This window comes from Nostoc sp., assembly GCF_036919895.1.
In the GTDB taxonomy this organism is placed as follows: Bacteria; Cyanobacteriota; Cyanobacteriia; order Cyanobacteriales; family Nostocaceae; genus Nostoc.
In genome coordinates this window covers 66,843-83,847 of sequence record NZ_JBALBW010000097.1, presented here as the reverse complement: position 1 = coordinate 83,847, position 17,005 = coordinate 66,843, and the positions used below count along the sequence as shown (strand labels likewise).

14 protein-coding genes and 1 pseudogene are annotated in these 17,005 nt (G+C 42.3%); 8 read left to right on the top strand and 7 right to left on the bottom strand.

Annotated elements, in window-relative coordinates; all coding sequences use genetic code 11:
* Nucleotides 1–340: 340 nt before the first annotated feature.
* From V7K55_RS19965 to V7K55_RS19950, 4 genes are all read right to left on the bottom strand, one after another.
* A complete protein-coding gene (locus V7K55_RS19965; RefSeq protein ID WP_334834346.1) occupies nt 341–1,141 on the bottom strand; it encodes a type ISP restriction/modification enzyme in 801 nt (266 codons plus the stop codon).
* Complete coding sequence (locus tag V7K55_RS19960; RefSeq protein ID WP_334834343.1) at nt 1,131–1,457, bottom strand: hypothetical protein; 327 nt, start codon at nt 1,455–1,457, stop codon at nt 1,131–1,133. The genes V7K55_RS19965 and V7K55_RS19960 overlap by 11 nt, the downstream gene beginning before the upstream one ends.
* Entirely contained in the window at nt 1,435–2,184 is a 750-nt protein-coding gene (locus tag V7K55_RS19955) for a hypothetical protein (RefSeq protein ID WP_334834342.1), read from the bottom strand. Before V7K55_RS19955 ends, V7K55_RS19960 begins: the two co-directional genes overlap by 23 nt.
* Before the next feature lie 359 nt (nt 2,185–2,543).
* Nucleotides 2,544–4,811, bottom strand: coding sequence for a RelA/SpoT family protein (locus tag V7K55_RS19950; RefSeq protein ID WP_334834345.1), 2,268 nt, complete (start codon nt 4,809–4,811; stop codon nt 2,544–2,546).
* A 296-nt stretch (nt 4,812–5,107) separates the two neighbouring features.
* Between V7K55_RS19950 and patD the strand changes: the two genes are divergently transcribed.
* Nucleotides 5,108–5,461, top strand: coding sequence for a heterocyst frequency control protein PatD (patD, locus tag V7K55_RS19945; RefSeq protein ID WP_334834341.1), 354 nt, complete (start codon nt 5,108–5,110; stop codon nt 5,459–5,461).
* 182 nt (nt 5,462–5,643) lie between these two features.
* Here patD and V7K55_RS19940 read toward each other — a convergent pair whose 3' ends face one another.
* A complete protein-coding gene (locus tag V7K55_RS19940) occupies nt 5,644–6,234 on the bottom strand; it encodes a TetR/AcrR family transcriptional regulator (RefSeq protein ID WP_334834340.1) in 591 nt (196 codons plus the stop codon).
* A 350-nt stretch (nt 6,235–6,584) separates the two neighbouring features.
* On the opposite strand from V7K55_RS19940, the gene V7K55_RS19935 reads away from it, so the two are divergent.
* From V7K55_RS19935 to trxA, 6 genes are all read left to right on the top strand, one after another.
* Nucleotides 6,585–8,174: a DHA2 family efflux MFS transporter permease subunit gene (locus V7K55_RS19935; protein WP_334834338.1), complete on the top strand. Its 1,590-nt coding sequence runs from the start codon at nt 6,585–6,587 to the stop codon at nt 8,172–8,174.
* A 695-nt stretch (nt 8,175–8,869) separates the two neighbouring features.
* Nucleotides 8,870–9,595, top strand: coding sequence for a phosphoadenosine phosphosulfate reductase (cysH, locus tag V7K55_RS19930; protein WP_334834337.1), 726 nt, complete (start codon nt 8,870–8,872; stop codon nt 9,593–9,595).
* Between the two features lie 90 nt (nt 9,596–9,685).
* Nucleotides 9,686–10,939: an exonuclease SbcCD subunit D gene (locus V7K55_RS19925; protein ID WP_334834336.1), complete on the top strand. Its 1,254-nt coding sequence runs from the start codon at nt 9,686–9,688 to the stop codon at nt 10,937–10,939.
* 449 nt (nt 10,940–11,388) lie between these two features.
* Nucleotides 11,389–11,919, top strand: coding sequence for a YdcF family protein (locus V7K55_RS19920; protein WP_334712976.1), 531 nt, complete (start codon nt 11,389–11,391; stop codon nt 11,917–11,919).
* Between the two features lie 338 nt (nt 11,920–12,257).
* Nucleotides 12,258–13,421 (top strand): GuaB3 family IMP dehydrogenase-related protein, encoded by a 1,164-nt coding sequence (locus V7K55_RS19915; RefSeq protein ID WP_334834334.1) that lies wholly within the window; start codon nt 12,258–12,260, stop codon nt 13,419–13,421.
* A 344-nt stretch (nt 13,422–13,765) separates the two neighbouring features.
* The gene (gene trxA / locus V7K55_RS19910; protein ID WP_012411836.1) at nt 13,766–14,089 is read left to right on the top strand and encodes a thioredoxin; all 324 of its coding nucleotides are present in this window, start codon (nt 13,766–13,768) and stop codon (nt 14,087–14,089) included.
* Nucleotides 14,090–14,370: 281 nt separating this feature from the next.
* On the opposite strand, the pseudogene V7K55_RS27580 reads toward trxA, so the two are convergent.
* Nucleotides 14,371–14,451: pseudogene (locus V7K55_RS27580) on the bottom strand (MarC family protein); the annotation flags it as partial.
* A 210-nt stretch (nt 14,452–14,661) separates the two neighbouring features.
* On the opposite strand from V7K55_RS27580, the gene V7K55_RS19905 reads away from it, so the two are divergent.
* Nucleotides 14,662–15,474: a carbon-nitrogen hydrolase family protein gene (locus tag V7K55_RS19905; protein WP_334834333.1), complete on the top strand. Its 813-nt coding sequence runs from the start codon at nt 14,662–14,664 to the stop codon at nt 15,472–15,474.
* Between the two features lie 224 nt (nt 15,475–15,698).
* Here the strand turns inward: V7K55_RS19905 and fba are convergent, their stop codons facing one another.
* Entirely contained in the window at nt 15,699–16,778 is a 1,080-nt protein-coding gene (gene fba / locus V7K55_RS19900; RefSeq protein WP_334834332.1) for a class II fructose-bisphosphate aldolase, read from the bottom strand.
* Nucleotides 16,779–17,005: the final 227 nt, after the last annotated feature.

Genomic DNA, 17,005 nt, shown 5'->3' with positions numbered 1-17,005 from the left:
CTGTAACCGTTGGCTACACCGACAATAGCTTTGTTGAAATCTTCATCTTTAAAACCAACTGCCCGCAGCATAGCTCGATTTGGCGATCGCTGTACGCCTTGCGTCACAATTTGGCTTCTTAAATTCTCTGACATCTTTTTTCCTTCCCTGGCATCATCGCAACAATTGCGATTGGATTATCTGATTTTCTCATGCATACGCAGCGCGATGGAACATGAGCATTTTTCCAGCCTCAGTTTTTTATTAACGATTGCCTGACTTTCAAGACAATCGCTACAATTGGGATACTTACTCGTCAATTTGACCGACGCGGCGGATATTCAAAAAGTTAGCGAATCGATTACAACACCTCAATTTGTTGAATAATCTGCATTGTTTCCACGCTGACGGTGCAGACTCTTTGTAATAAATCTATCACTTGTTCTTTGTAATCTGCAAAGCGATATGTATTGAATTTTTCAGCAATTGTCGGATCTTTAGGCTTCTTTTCTTTGTATTGATCTAAAATCCATTCTAAAGCACAACGATTGCCAAGGCGATATTCCCAAGCAATTTTGGGGACACCTTCTAAAGTTGTGACATCATCTAAAATAATGGTTCCATTAGTTGTATCGGCTTTTAGTTTTGCTTTTGGTGTTCTTTTATTACTTTCAGCCAAAGGTAAATCAATTCGTTTTAAAGGATAGCGTTCGACAGTTTCATAATTGATGTGCAAATCCATCAATTTTTTACCCCAGCTAACCCATTGTTGAAAGTCTTCGTAGAAGGATATGCGAGGAAATTCTCGTTTTAGATTGAGTTCGTATTTGGTGCGATAGGCTGGATTATGTAAGACTGCGTAAGTGTAGTGGAAAATATCTAATTTGGTAATTGTCGAGTTGTTGTAGTGATTTTTAAATTGGGATAATCCCCAGTCGGTAATGTTGTCGATGCGTTTCCCGTCTTTATCGTAGCGGTAGAGGGGAAGGCATTGAGAATCTCCTGTTAGGTGTAAGTCAATTATGGAATCGCTACCTAAGCAATGAAATGGTTTTATATTTCCCAAAGCAGAAAAAGCTATATATTTATTTTGCAGATCATGTTCATTAAAAATATCGAACCATTGGTAAGTTCTACCATTGAAGTGTCTATCAAAATACAGTGTTTCTTTGCAAAAAGGCCGAATCTAAAATTTCGACATCTTTATCAGCTAGCAGCTTACCAAAATTTTGATGAACTAAATAATCTACACTTTCAATCATGAAGCGCACAATTTCATTGGGCGTATAGACAATACCTAACCTATCAGCCGCTTTCGGATTATATGCTTTATAGAAATTCTCATAAAGCACTTTTAAAAACTTCTGTTTTTCATGATGATTATAAATATTCGCCGTAGTTCTTCTAATGACTCCATAATAACGTTCAATAGTACCAAGAGTATTTTTTTTAGTACTACCTGTAAAAAAGGTTGTCAATGATAGTTTTTAATTCACGAGCAATATTATTTTCTCGATGAAACTGAGATTCATTAAAAATGCTGATAAAGATATCTTCAGTTAAAATATGCTGAATCATCATTTCTCTAACATCCAGCAAAGTAACTTCAGGATTAATTGATTCTTTGCAGATACCCCAAAATTTAGCCCTCGCTATTTTAAAAGCTGCGTTTGTTTCGATTTGACTATCAATTAAGTCACGCAAAGCATTTAAAACAGTCGGTAAGTCTTGCTTAAAAGTTTCAATCGCCTCTCTAAAATCTTTAACTTCCGGGCGAACATAGTTGATAAAATATGTAATTATTCCATCCAGCGCGTCAGCATCTTTCATCGGGACACGCATAGTTTCTTGTCCACTCTGAATTAAAACTGCTGTTTGGGAGTCTTCAAACAAAATGTTACTATCTGGGTAGCCTTTTATTAGTTTTTTCTCGATTTCCTGATCTAAATTGTCGTATTCATCTTTACTTTCCCAGTAACCCCAATCCAAACGCAAAGCATCTTTCACAGTCCCATCTGGATAAACAAGTTTACCGCTAGGTGTTTTGTAATCTAGTTCGGGAATAAGTCTAAATTCTCTAGGTTTGCAATATTCATTAACTAAGTTTTGAAATACAACCCGAATCGATATTTCTTTACGTGAACCGCCAAATTGAATAATTCTTTCTACTTCTGTGTGATATTGACTAACCAGAAGTTTGGACATACTTTATCAAACTTTTATAAATTTAAAGTATGTCCAAACTAGCTTTAATTATTAGTAACTAACACCTGTAATCTACATAACTCAAACATGAAGTTTGAATAAATTAGAACTAAATACTCCGTAAAAAGACGTAAAATTCCAAATAACATCACGTCTTAACAAAGGTTATGACAAACGCAGCTTAATAAAGATGTAAAATAAACTGCTGTTTATTTAAAAAAATCAAATATAATACACTCGCTTAAGTAATAACACTGCTATTGATTTCCTCCTCTCTTTCTCTGCGCCTCTGCGGTTCGACTCCTAAAAACGATCGCAAATTGGTGCGTCAAACTCCGTTAACGCACCCCACAAATCACCTACTCGTCAATTTGCCCAACGCGGCGGATATTCAAAATGTCGCTCATTTTTTTAATTTGCACAAACACTTGCTCTAATTGAAAGCGATCGCGTATATCTATTCCTAAGTCCATCAATGCAGGTTGACCAATAGCCGTTTTCACCTGAGCATGGCGGACATTGATTCCTTGGTCACTCAGCCGTGAGAGAATATCCTTTAGCACCCCTACACGGTCAAGAGCTTCAATTTGTACATCCACTGGATATGTGTGCGGACGACCGCTATTTTCTGCGCCTGGATTCCATCTAACTGGTACTAAGCGCTCATACTCCACAGTCTCTAGATTATGGCAGCCTTGGCGATGAATTGAAATTCCCCTCCCTCGCGTCACCACACCAATAATCGGTTCGCCAGGAATCGGGGTACAACACCCAGCTAAATAATATACCAGCCCCTCCACACCAACAATAGGCGAATCACTGGCGCGAGAAGTAGTTGGAGGTGCATCTCGCAAAGCCTTTGATGTTGGTTCTTTGGGAATAAAAGGCGATACTGTAGAAACTGGCTGTTGTCCCTTCGCCACTTCTCGCCAACGATTTAGCACTAGGTTCAACGTAATTTCTCCGTAACCCAAACCAGCGAGTAAATCTTCGACGCTGTGGTAGTTACATTTTTCGCCGACAATCTGCATTGCGTCGGACTTCAGCAGACTATCAAAACCAGTTTTACCGAGTTCTTTTTCTAACAATTCCCGTCCACGGGCAACATTTTCTTCCCGGCGCGATCGCTTGTACCATTGTTTTATCCGATATTTTGCCGCCGAAGTTCTGACAAAGTTCAACCAATCCAAACTCGGATGGCAGTTCTTTTGGGTGAGAACTTCTACAATATCGCCATTGTGTAGCCGGGTTGAAAGAGATACCATTCGCCCATTCACCCGCGCCCCCGAACAGTGGTTTCCCACTTCCGTATGAATGCGATAAGCAAAATCTACAGTGGTAGAACCGGGACTTAGAGGTACAACATCCCCCTTGGGGGTGAAGACATAGACATCATCTTCAAATAGATTATCTTTGACGCTATCAAGATATTCTTGTGCATCCTTGAGATCGGTTTGCCATTCTAGCAGCTGCCGCAGCCAAGTAAACTTATCATCTGTCGCTGTTAAATGGCTAATACTAGAACCCCCTGTTTCCTTGTATTTCCAATGGGCGGCAATCCCATACTCAGCGATATGATGCATTTCGATTGTCCGAATTTGCACTTCTAAAGGACGGCCAGTTAGTCCAATCACCCCAGTATGCAGCGACTGGTAACGGTTAGGTTTCGGCAGCCCAATGTAGTCCTTAAATCTCCCAGGAATTGGGCGAAAAGCATCATGAACCACCGCCAACGCCCGATAGCAATCCTCATTGGTTTGGACAATAATCCGCAACGCAGCCACATCGTAAATTTCATGAAATTCCTTTTGCTGTCGATGCATTTTTTGGTAAATGCCATAGAGGTGCTTGGGACGACCGCTAATATCCTGAAAGTGGATTCCGGTTTGCTGCAAACGCTCTTGCAACATATTCGTAGCTTTAGCCAGTTTCTCTTCTCGCGCCGTCCGTTTTTCAGAAACATGCTCTTGCATTTGGCGATAAGCTTCCGGTTCCAAATACTTAAAAGCCAAATCTTCCAGTTCCCATTTAATTCGCCAAATCCCCAAGCGATTGGCTAAAGGCGCGAATATATCTCGCGTTTCCTGGGCGCTGCGGCGGCGGCTAGCCTCTGACATATATTGTAAAGTTCGCATATTATGCAAACGATCTGCCAATTTCACCACAATTACCCGAATATCTTGCGCCATTGCCAAAAACATCCGCCGGAAGTTTTCGGCTTGGCTTTCGGTTTTGCTGGTGAAATTGATTTTAGAAAGTTTGGTGACACCTTCAACCAATTGCCGCACTTCTGGGCCAAAGCGTTCTTCTATTTCTTCACTTGTGACTTCTGTATCTTCAACGACATCATGGAGAAATCCAGCTGCTATCATAGCAGCACTGCCTCCCAAGTCACGCAGCAAGTCGGCTACAGCGATTGGATGGGCAATGTATGCTTCGCCCGATTTCCGGTATTGACCTTGATGCAGTTGGTAAGCAAATTCAAATGCGCGACCAATTAAAACTGTATCACTATGCCTTCGGTCATCTTCCAGTGTGCCGTTACTTGTGGATGATTCCTTCAAACATTTTTTCAACCATTCCGGAATGGCTAGATCAACTGGTGAATTTATAGCTAGACTGCTCATACAATTGGGTTTGGATAGGATCGGTAGATTAAGTGAATGATAAATAAAACTGCCAGCATCAACTGAAGAAGATGCTGTCACCCAGAGACGGGTAGAAAAAACAGTGTCAGGATGATTTTCCAATTGCGAATGGTAGTCATCCAGTTTGAGTTTCAAGGATCGTGAACTTGAAAATCCATTGATGGCAAACAAAGCCTCAAACCATAATTTGAAGCTTTTAGTGCTGATAAGTGTTTAAGAAAGTTTATTGTAGAAGAAAAATTACTTGACATTAATACTATCTTAACTAGCACTGGATGTCTTTAAACCCTGAGAAATATTTGGCACTCGTAACCTTGCTAGAGCAATTACGCACGGATGCCACAAATACCCAAATCGCTGCACCCGAACTGCGACAGCGTGTAGCCTCGTTGCAGCAATTTTTCGGACAGGAGATTGTGCCTTTGGCTGATGAAAACTGGCGAGTCCAGTCTTATCAAACGGAAATGAGTAAACAATTGCGCTTGTTGGCAATAGATGTGATGTTTTTGCAAGGAGCGCGGCAAGCATCGACTGCACAAACGAGACTTCAGACGATTAGCGATCGCTTGACAACCCTCATTCAGTACTGTAATGCTATTCTGCAACCAGAAGCGGAAGGAGAAAAATAACAATTGTTCACCTTTTCTCTAATTTCTCCATCATCTCATTTATGACCTATAATGGAAAGTTATTTTGCTAACAAGTTGGGACTGGGGATTGGGGATTGGAGACTAGGGAATGGGGAAGAAGCAAGGGAGCAGGGGATAAGGGGACTTGAGTTATAACTTGCAACAAGCCATTCCCTGATTCCCTATACCCCAATACCTTTGAGCAGAAGGTTCATTGTGCGGCGCATATACGCTTCTACTGGCTCGGTTATGGGTTTAAAAATAAGTGCATAGTAGAGTGACCCACTTAAAAGGTCGATAACTAGCTCAATGTCCGCATCCTTGTGGATTTCGCCTCTAGATTTTGCCCGCTTAAGTACTTTAGACAAAGCTTCACGTCGGACTTTGGTATATTTTGTCCAGTAAACCTCGGCAAATTGAGGATTGCTAGATGCTGTACTAATTATCAGCGCAAGTGTCTGACGACCAAGGGGACTATCTATTTTTTTAGCGGCATTATTAATCAAAATATCCATGTCTCCCCAAAAGCTGCCACTATCGGGGATCGCTAAATCATTTCTCAGGTTTTCTATCGCGTCTGCAACGAGTTCTTCTTTGGAAGTGTAACGCCTATAGATTGTTGTTTTTCCAACTCCAGCCCGAGAAGCGATCGCTTCTATGCTCATGCTCTGATATCCTACCTCTGCAAGCAAGTCTAAGGTCGCTTGCAGAATAGCTTGGTCGGCGTGGATGCTACGTGGCCGTCCAGAAGGTACGTTAATTTGCTTATTCATAAAATTATCATCCCCAAGCAATATTTTCTTGGCAATTTGCTTCTATCTTTGGGTACAGAACAAGCATCTGGGAAACAAATAAGCCCTACAACGCAGTTTTCATGCACGAAAACAGCAGAAACTACCATCCATCTTTAGCATAAGTATTTTTGCTACTTCTCGTTGAAGTCTCCCTTGACCATTCTTATATGATACGCTACCGTAGCGTATATATACAATACTTAACTTTAGCTTCTGTGATGCCAAATAAATAGCCCAATCCAGGTATCGGATTGATACCAATTTTTCAAAATAAAGCTTTACCTAGCTTGCTTCTGGTCTTTAGCGAGTATTACGAATTACAAATTAAAATGGCTACTAATATTAGACGTTCTAGTACCGATCAATTTGGTTATGTTCACGGGCCATTGAAGTGGGCGATCGCTTTGACGGCTTCTCTTGGTGCAATTTTAGAAGTTATTGATACCAGTATTGTTAACGTCGCTCTCACCGACATTCAAGCAACCTTGGGTGCAACTGTGAGTGAAGTGGGTTGGGTAGTAAGCGGATATGCGATCGCTAACGTCGTCTTAATTCCCTTATCTGCATGGTTGGGAGATTACTTTGGGCGGAAAACCTACTTTATTTTCTCACTGATTGGTTTTACAATTTCCTCTGTTTTATGTGGGCTATCCTTCAATCTCCCAATGTTGATTGTCGCCCGGATTCTTCAAGGTTTATGCGGTGGCGGATTGCTAGCGAAAGCCCAGGCGATTTTGTTCGAGACTTTTCCCCCAGCCGAACAAGGTTTAGCTCAAGCAGTTTTTGGTGTGGGTGTGATTGCTGGCCCGGCAATTGGCCCAACATTAGGAGGATTCTTAGTAGATGGTTTAGGCTGGCGCTGGATTTTCTTTGTCAACATTCCCTTTGGGATCATCGCAGTAGCCATGTCTTTGGCATTTTTGCCCAAGAATAAGGAAAAAAGCGATACCCAAAACCAAGCTGTTGATTGGTGGGGAATCGGGTTTTTAATCGTCGCGGTGGGCAGTTTACAAACTGTATTAGAAGAAGGAGAGCAAGATGACTGGTTTTCCTCTAGTTTCATCATCACTCTGACCATTCTGGGCATTATTGGCTTGGGGTTGTTTATTTGGCGAGAACTGAAAATAGCTCACCCTGCCGTGGATTTGAGAGTTTTGCATCACCGTTCTCTAGCTGCGGGAAGCGTTCTTTCAGCAGTGGTGGGTATGGGGCTTTATGGCGCACTCTTTGCTGTGCCGATTTTTGCTCAGAGTGTGCTGCACTTTACAGCAACCCAGACAGGACTATTATTAGCACCTGGGGCTTTAGCATCTGCGATCGGGATGGTTTTATTAGGCAAACTCAGCAGTATAGTTGATGCCCGATTTTTAATTGCGATCGGTGCTGTCGGCTCATCTGGAGTCATGTTTCAACTAGCAGCAATTACGCCACAAACTGGTATAGATGATTTATTTTGGCCATTGGTATGGCGCGGAGCCTTTACTGTATTTATGTTTCTCCCTTTAAGTTTGGCAGTTTTAGGCCCACTACCGAAAAAAGATGTTTCTGCTGGTTCTGGTTTCTATAACCTGACTCGACAACTAGGTGGCAGTATCGGCATTGCGCTGCTTACTACTCTGCTTGACCGACGACAAACTTTTCATCGAGATATCTTGTTATCAAAACTTAGTCCTTACGATCCAGAAACCAATCAGCGCCTCGATTTACTGAATGGGGCACTGCAAAATCAAGGTATGGATGCGACAACGGCTCAACAACAAGCACTAGCTTTATTAAGTCAAACTGTAGATACTCAAGCTGCTGTTTTATCTTACGCAGATTGCTTTCGAGTCGTAGGGATCGGGTTTCTTTGCTCATTACCTCTGTTACTATTCCTGGGCAAAGGCGGTGCAGGAGTAAAAGCGCCAGTCGGTCACTAGTAGTCTATTCCATTAATTTTGATGAGTTCGTAGTAAGCACTTCAGTGCTTAAAAATCCAGGACTAAAGTCCTGACTACGAACTTGTTCACCTTATAAAACTAAGGTAGCGATCGCATCCCAATTTTCAATTCTCTTATTGCAAAACTACGTAATAACACGCATTAAAAATTATTTTCTACAGATTTATCTCGATAAAAAAGCAAAAGTCCCACTCAGTTTTGAGCAGGGCTATGTGAAGTTTTATTACTAAAATTAGAAATCTCGATTTTAGAAAAAGTTCATTATTGTAATAATACTAACGCTGGTCAACATTATTAAAGCGCCCATAGTTATTGATTGTCCAAAAGAATTGGGCAATTTTGAATCTTTCATCTCAGTAAAATCCTTTTTCTTAATAGTCCTTTAACCATATCAAAATCAGTATAAATATCTATAAAAGCTCTGTAAAACTTAAAGTTCCGTAAAGTTTCTTAGTAAATAATTTATTTATTCCTCATGTATTCGTTTTGACTAACTAAAAATAGGGCAACGCCCTCATCAGCACTCAAAACTCGGAACTGTTTTCACCATTTCCCATTCCCATAATGTAGTAATTTCCGAACAGAATAATTACCTTATATCCGAGCGGAATACGAGTCTTTCTGGGGTAAAATAAAACTTAACCAAGGTAAAAATATTTGAACAGAAGATTATCATGACAGTCTCCACGGCATCTATAAACCAAGCGATCGCTTTTGACTTAGAAAAATTAAATGAGCAATTTGAAACTGCCACTCCCAAAGAAATACTGGCATGGTCTATAGAGAATATCCCAACGGGATTGGTGCAAACAAGCGCCTTTAACGTGGATGACATGATAATTACCCATATTCTTTACAGTGAACTGAAGCATCCCGTTCCTGTAATCTTCCTCGACACCTTGCACCACTTCCCTGAAAGCCTAGAATTAGTAGCCGAAGCTATACAAATCTACAACTTGGATCTGCAAACTTTCAAAACTCCAGATGTAGACACTCGTGAAGCCTTTGAAGCTAAATACGGCGACAAACTTTGGGACACAGATATTGCCAAATTCCACCACATTACAAAAATTGAACCACTATTACGGGGTCTAGACGAACTCAACAGCATCGCTTGGATCACAGGCCGCCGCCGTGACCAAGCCGTAACGCGTGCTAATATGCCCATATTTGAATTAGATGGTAAAGGCCGGCTGAAAGTAAATCCCATTGCTGCTTGGACACGCCAAGACAGCTGGGTTTACGTAGCTGAACACGGAGTCATCTACAACCCTCTCCACGACAAAGGTTATCCCAGTATTGGCGACGAACCCATCACCACCAAAGTAGGTGAAGGCGAAGACGAACGCGCCGGACGCTGGCGGGGAAGTGAGAAAACCGAATGTGGAATTCATATTTAGTTATTAGTCATTGGTCATTGGTCATTTGTCATTAGTATTTAGACAAAGAACAAATGACAAAGAACAAATGACTAAGGACAAAAGACAAATATGATTAAAATCCTCCATCTTTCCGACATCCACATGGGAAGCGGCTTCTCCCACGGACGAATTAATCCTGCCACTGGATTAAATACACGATTGGAGGATTTTGTCAATACTTTGTCTGTATGTATTGACCGAGCGCTGACAGACGCTGTTGATATGGTGATATTTGGTGGCGATGCTTTCCCAGATGCGACACCACCGCCTTATGTACAACAAGCTTTTGCTAGCCAATTTCGCCGTCTTATGGATGCCAATATTCCAACAGTGTTGTTGGTAGGCAACCACGACCAACATTCCCAAGGACAGGGAGGAGCAAGTTTAAATATTTATCGTACTTTGGGAGTGCCAGGTTTTGTTGTTGGTGATACATTAACTACTCACTGCATCGAAACCCGCAATGGCAAAGTGCAAGTAATTACCCTCCCTTGGTTGACGCGTTCGACTCTGATGACTCGCCAAGAAACAGAAGGTTCATCTTTGGCGGAAGTCAACGAACTTTTAACCGAACGCCTACGAGTTGTTATGGAAGGGGAAATTCGCCGTCTTGACCCCGATGTGCCAACTGTCCTTCTGGCTCACTTGATGGCTGACAATGCGACTTTGGGCGCAGAACGCTTTTTGGCAGTGGGTAAAGGCTTTACTCTACCCCTATCTTTGCTGACGCGACCTTGTTTTGATTATGTAGCGTTGGGACACGTTCACCGTCACCAGAATCTGAATAAATCTAATAACCCGCCGGTGATTTATCCAGGGAGTATTGAGCGGGTAGATTTTAGTGAGGAAAAAGAAGACAAAGGCTATGTAATGCTGGAACTTGAGCGGGGGAAGGCTGAATGGGAATTTTGTCCCTTAACAGTTCGGACTTTCCGTACCATTGAGGTGGATATCTCGAAAGCTGACGATCCGCAAGCGTTGTTAATGAAAGCGATCGCTAAGTATGATATTCAAGATGCCGTAGTGCGGCTAATTTACAAACTCCGCTCCGAACAAATGGACTTAATTGACAGTTCCTCTCTACATACTGCTTTAAGTCCCGCTCACACCTACACCATTCAAGCAGAATTATTGAGTCAATTAGCCAGGCCCCGGATTCCTGAATTGAGTGCAAGTAGCAGCATCGACCCAATGGAAGCCTTGAAAACTTACTTGAACAACCGGGAAGACCTCAAAGACATAGCAGCATCAATGCTGGATGCTGCACAAAAGTTGCTAGCAGATGATGTGGAAATCTGGCTAGAAGCAGCAACTAGCGAGTAGGATAGATGCTAATCATATTTCAAAACAGTGTGTAGAGACGCGAAACTTCGCGTCTTCTAGAAAAACCTACGGAAAACCTAACCTCTTAACCCCCTTTCCGATGCGGAAAGTGGGAAATTTCAAAATCTCTCTCCTAAAATAAGAGAGATTTAGAGAGAGGTTTTCCAGATAAGCTAAATGGGGTTCTCCGACAAGATGGTAGAACCCTTTGATGAATTCTCAGATACAGGTTAGGATAATCCATCAATTAGAGGAAAAACTTCAAGCCCACTCAATCGCGCTGTAACACGAAAGTCACCCAAATTTATATTTTTGGGCAGATTATCGAGGAGTTTGCTACTCTACTATCAATTGTTGTTTTTCTTCTAGCTAGAGGAAATTTTGGAATAAGTAAAAAAAGTTATTGAGCCTTGAATAAGCTACTCTTTACAAGTAAATCTTTTCATTTCATGGCTTTTGTTCTACCACTAATCATCTGGTGGGGATACAAAGAAGTACAAAGCCAATTTGTACAGCCGCAAGCAGTTGTAGTTTTGGGTGGTTCAACGAGACGTTTAGAGCGAGAGAAATTTACGGCTGAGTTTGTCCGCCAGCATCCAAATATACCGATTTGGATTACTGGAGGCAGTCCACCTAGATTCACCCAACGAGTGTTTACCAAAGCTGGTGTTGATCCCAAGCGTTTACACTTGGACTATAAAGCTGTAGATACAGTTACTAATTTTACCACGTTAGTGGATGATTTGCAAGCTCGTGGGATCAAGAGTGTTTATTTGATTACTTCAGACTTCCACATGCGTCGGGCTTGTGTCATCGGCGAAATTATTTTGGGTAGTCGAGGTATTTATTTAAAACCAGTGCCAGTTCCTTCAGAAAAACCGCCTGAGTCTATCGAAAAATCTATTCGCGATGGAGCTAGAGCAATAATTTGGTTGGCAACTGGTTACACTGGTGTCGATGCAGCTAAAAATAAACGGTAAATCATCAGTAGGAATTTGCACGATCTTGATGTAACTCAAAATAGGCAAATCAAGACAATTAATGCCAATAATCGTGATACTAACTAAGGTGATAATAGACACATAGAACTACAATTATCGAAAAACTAGGGCAACATCAACCTTCAAACAACACAATACAAAAACCAGTGAACAATTTTGGCTCATTTGGTTGATTGGTAAATACTTTGCATCCGCCAAAATTTCAAGCTGCGGCTTGGGTAACTCGAATTTATCTGTGTAGTTCGGGAAAAAAAAACGCACCAATTCCCTCCACAATTTGATACCCTAGCTTAAACAGATTTGAGAAAAGTTAAAGCGTGGAAATTCAACTTGGGCGGGGAAAAACAGCTCGCAGAGCTTATGGAATAGATGAAATTGCTCTAGTCCCCGGTAACAGAACACTAGACCCCAGTTTGGCAGACACTAAGTGGCGGATTGGAAATATTGAGCGAGAAATTCCGATAATTGCCAGTGCTATGGATGGCGTAGTAGATGTTCGCATGGCTGTACGGTTGTCACAGTTAGGAGCATTAGGTGTCCTCAATTTAGAGGGGATTCACACTCGCTACGTTGACCCAGAGCCAATATTAGATCGGATTGCCTCTGTGGGGAAAGATGAATTTGTTGCCCTGATGCAAGAACTCTATGCCGAACCAATAAAGCCGGAATTAATTGAAAAACGTATTCAGGAAATTAAACAACAAGGTGGCATTGCTGCGGTAAGCGCAACTCCAGCCGGTGCAAGTAAATACGGCGAGGCGGTAGCAAAAGCTGGGGCAGATTTATTTTTTGTCCAAGCTACGGTAGTTTCTACTGCACATCTGTCACCAGAATCTGTAGTACCACTTGATTTAGCAGAATTTTGTCGTTCCATGCCCATCCCTGTGGTGTTAGGGAATTGCGTAACTTACGAAGTGACGTTGAATTTGTTGAAAGCTGGGGCGGCTGGCGTACTAGTGGGAATTGGCCCTGGTGCTGCTTGTACATCCCGTGGGGTTTTGGGTGTGGGTGTGCCACAAGCAACTGCGATCGCAGATTGTGCAGCAGCACGAGATGATTACTACAACGAAACTGGTAACTATATCCCCATTATTGCTGATGGCGGTTTAATCACTGGTGGCGACATTTGTAAATGTATCGCCTGCGGTGCTGATGGTGTGATGATTGGTTCTCCCTTTGCCAGAGCCACAGAAGCCCCAGGACGAGGCTATCATTGGGGTATGGCGACTCCCAGCCCAGTCTTGCCCCGTGGCACCCGCATTCGCGTTGCCACCACTGGCAGCCTAGAGCAAATACTCATTGGCCCAGCAGGACTAGATGATGGCACTCACAATCTTTTAGGAGCCTTAAAGACAAGTATGGGAACTTTAGGAGCCAAAAATATTAAAGAAATGCAGCAAGTGGAAGTTGTGATTGCGCCTTCCCTATTAACTGAGGGTAAAGTTTACCAAAAAGCTCAACAATTAGGTATGGGGAAATAAAGGGACTGGGGACTGGGTACTAGACAAAAGTTTTACCAATCCCCTTTACCCCTTATCCTCAGAGGGGGCCCCATCTTCCCCAATCCCCAACAAATTTTTCCAGCCCCCTAAACAATTGCTGGAAAAATCCGATATGTCGCCTACAATAGAGATAGCGGAGACGCATGTTTCCGTTCACTCCTCACACCACACTCCGCCCGGACTATTGTTCGGGCGGTTCCTTATGTTTGTAAATAAAATAAGAGAGCTTCTTTGCAAATGTACATCCTCGCACTCCCAAGCTGAGGTTTTTGCTATGGTAGAATTTTCACCAAGTTCTGATATTATTGGCGAAGGTTTTAGGCATGTCAACAGCCGCACAAGTTACCGATTCTAGTTTCAAGCAAGAAGTACTCGACAGCGATGTACCTGTTTTAGTTGACTTTTGGGCACCCTGGTGCGGACCATGCCGTATGGTAGCTCCTGTTGTCGATGAAATCTCCGAACAGTACAAAGGTCAAATCAAGGTCGTCAAAGTCAACACGGATGAAAATCCTCAAGTTGCTAGTCAATACGGCATCCGCAGTATTCCCACATTAATGATTTTTAAAGATGGACAAAAAGTAGATATGGTGGTAGGCGCTGTACCTAAAAGTACATTAGCTTCCACTCTCGAAAAATATCTTTGAAACTCAATTGGTTCACAAAATCCTCTTGAGTTATCCATGTTGTTCTCACTTTAGGTTAATTTTTATAAACAAGTTTGAGAGGCGCGAATTTCTCGTTTCTCAAACTTGTTTACATTCTTATGCAGTTTCCGACTCTGAAATATTCTTAGGAGTTTTCTGCCTCAAAAACAACTCTTGTAAATTCCCGCACTACTAATTTCTAGCGCACATAGCAAAATAACTGCGATCGCAACATCATCGCTTTATCTATAACTTTATTTGATCGGGTATCATGCTCTTACTAAATCAATCGGTCTATTGCTGATAGCATCTGCCAAGACAAACACAGCAATCAATGTTTGAATGAGAATAGAAATATCCACAGCAGACAACTTTTATCAGGGTGCGATCGTAACCTAATCTCAATCTGACTCAGGTTGTTAGAACTTAGAGGAAGATTAAAATCAGCAATTAAACAAGTCAATTCAAGAAAATCTTGGCTGAGTTATTTCTAATTAAGTTCCATAGATGTTGAAGTAGCGATATATTTTGATAATCTATCTCCCATAAATCAACTGTTCGTTGTTGAATCTATGAAGTCTTATTTAGCCGCCGCTATTCAATTGACAAGTGTGCCCGATCTACACAAAAATTTGGCTCAGGCAGAAGAATTAATAGAGCTTGCCGTGCGTCAAGGTGCTGAATTGGTAGGCTTGCCAGAAAACTTTTCCTATATGGGAGAAGAAAAAGATAAACTCGCGCAAGGTGATGCGATCGCTCTTGAAAGTGAAAAATTTCTCAAAAAAATGGCTCAACGCTTTCAAGTTACTATCTTGGGCGGCAGCTTTCCACTTCCCGTAGACAATACAGGCAAAGTTTATAACACCACTCTACTTATCGATCCAAGCGGCCAAGAACTTGCCCGCTACTACAAAGTACACTTATTTGATGTTGATGTCCCTGACGGCAACACCTATCGGGAATCCAGTACTGTTGTAGCTGGTACGCAACTACCCCCCGTCCATTTCTCAGAAAAACTGGGTAATCTAGGGCTTTCTATTTGTTATGATGTCCGCTTCCCTGAACTGTACCGTCATCTAGCAGATAAAGGAGCGGATGTTATCTTTATTCCCGCCGCCTTTACCGCCTTTACCGGCAAAGACCACTGGCAAGTACTACTACAAGCCAGAGCCATCGAAAATACAGCCTACGTCATTGCTCCTGCCCAAACAGGTAACAACTATGGCCGCCGTCTAACCCACGGACACGCCGTTATTATCGACCCTTGGGGCGCAATTTTAGCCGATGCTGGGGAAAAACCGGGAATTGCGATCGCAGAAATCAAGCCCACTAGACTCGAACAAGTCCGCCGTCAAATGCCCTCTTTACAACATCGAGTATTCTAGGTAGGGGAAGAAGCAAGGGTGCAGGGTGCAGGGTGCAGGGTTCAATTAACAAGGGAAAAGAGTTTTCCCCCGCCCCTCTGACTCTTTTCAATGCCCAATGCCCCATTCCCAAACCTGATGAATAAAACAAAAAACCGGGTGTTTACCCGGTTTCTGACAACATTAAAATCCTCAGTTTTTTAGGAGCATAGCAAAACTATGCCCCCATTTATTAGTTGTCAAAATTAAACTTTAGCAGCTGCCTTGGTAACAACGTTAAGTTCACCTTTAGCATATTTAGCAGCAAAATCTTCTAAGGAAATTTGCTTAATCTTGCTGGCGTTGCCAGCTGTGCCAAATTGCTGATAGCGTTCAGCACAAACCTTTTGCATGTATGTAATAGAAGGCTTGAGGAAGTGACGGGGGTCAAATTCCTCTGGTTTTTTAGCCAAAGCTTCACGTACAGCAGCAGTAATAGCCAAACGGTTGTCGGTGTCGATGTTTACTTTACGTACACCACTCTTAATACCTTTTTGGATTTCTTCTACAGGTACACCGTAGGTTTCAGGAATTGCACCACCATACTGGTTAATCAGTGCAAGCAAATCTTCAGGTACCGAGGAAGAACCGTGCATTACCAAGTGCGTGTTGGGCAGACGGCGGTGAATTTCTTCAATGCGGCTGATGGCCAAAATTTCGCCAGTCGGCTTACGGGTAAACTTGTAAGCGCCGTGGCTTGTGCCGATGGCAACAGCCAAAGCATCTACTTGGGTTGCTTCTACGAATTCAACAGCTTCATCAGGGTCGGTTAGCAGTTGTGAGTGGTCGAGTGTACCTTCAAACCCGTGACCATCTTCAGCTTCACCAGCACCAGTTTCCAGAGAACCCAAACAACCGAGTTCACCTTCAACACTGACACCTAGAGCATGAGCTACGTTTACAACTTCGCGGGTAACGTTAACGTTGTACTCGAAGCTAGCGGGAGTTTTCGCATCAGCTTCTAAAGAACCATCCATCATCACGCTAGTGAAGTTGTTCTTCATTGCTGAATAGCAAGTAGAAGGGGCATTACCATGATCTTGGTGCATGACAATGGGAATCTGAGGATAGGTTTCTACTGCTGCCAAAATCAGGTGGCGTAGAAAATTTTCTCCCGCATAATTACGAGCGCCGCGTGAAGCTTGCAAAATTACAGGGCTATCTGTATCGACAGCAGCTTTCATGATCGCTTGAATCTGCTCCAAATTGTTAACGTTAAAAGCTGGGATGCCGTAACCGTTTTCAGCTGCGTGATCCAACAGCAGCCGCAGTGGTACAAGCGCCATAGATAATCCTCCTAATGTGGTTGTCAGCTAGTCGGTCTGAGAGAAGCGTAATCATTACGCTAAATCTTAAGAGTTTTTTCAACTTATAGGAAATTATAACTAGTGTGGTGTATCTATGTTGAAAAACTTTACGCCATTGTTACTATAAATTATGCTCTATACTGCTGTACTATGCCCACAGTTGGTCTGTATTGCTGTACATTTAGTTACTCTACATCTAGTAGTTA

Excerpts from the sequence above, each read along its gene's own strand:
- cysH (WP_334834337.1), top strand. The coding sequence starts at position 8,870 with ATGACAGTCTCCACGGCATCTATAAACCAAGCGATCGCTTTTGACTTA.
- V7K55_RS19950 (WP_334834345.1), bottom strand. The coding sequence starts at position 4,811 with ATGAGCAGTCTAGCTATAAATTCACCAGTTGATCTAGCCATTCCGGAA.
- trxA (WP_012411836.1), top strand. The coding sequence starts at position 13,766 with ATGTCAACAGCCGCACAAGTTACCGATTCTAGTTTCAAGCAAGAAGTA.
- V7K55_RS19925 (WP_334834336.1), top strand. The coding sequence starts at position 9,686 with ATGATTAAAATCCTCCATCTTTCCGACATCCACATGGGAAGCGGCTTC.
- V7K55_RS19905 (WP_334834333.1), top strand. The coding sequence starts at position 14,662 with ATGAAGTCTTATTTAGCCGCCGCTATTCAATTGACAAGTGTGCCCGAT.
- fba (WP_334834332.1), bottom strand. The coding sequence starts at position 16,778 with ATGGCGCTTGTACCACTGCGGCTGCTGTTGGATCACGCAGCTGAAAAC.
- V7K55_RS19955 (WP_334834342.1), bottom strand. The coding sequence starts at position 2,184 with ATGTCCAAACTTCTGGTTAGTCAATATCACACAGAAGTAGAAAGAATT.
- V7K55_RS19920 (WP_334712976.1), top strand. The coding sequence starts at position 11,389 with ATGGCTTTTGTTCTACCACTAATCATCTGGTGGGGATACAAAGAAGTA.
- V7K55_RS19935 (WP_334834338.1), top strand. The coding sequence starts at position 6,585 with ATGGCTACTAATATTAGACGTTCTAGTACCGATCAATTTGGTTATGTT.
- V7K55_RS19940 (WP_334834340.1), bottom strand. The coding sequence starts at position 6,234 with ATGAATAAGCAAATTAACGTACCTTCTGGACGGCCACGTAGCATCCAC.
- patD (WP_334834341.1), top strand. The coding sequence starts at position 5,108 with ATGTCTTTAAACCCTGAGAAATATTTGGCACTCGTAACCTTGCTAGAG.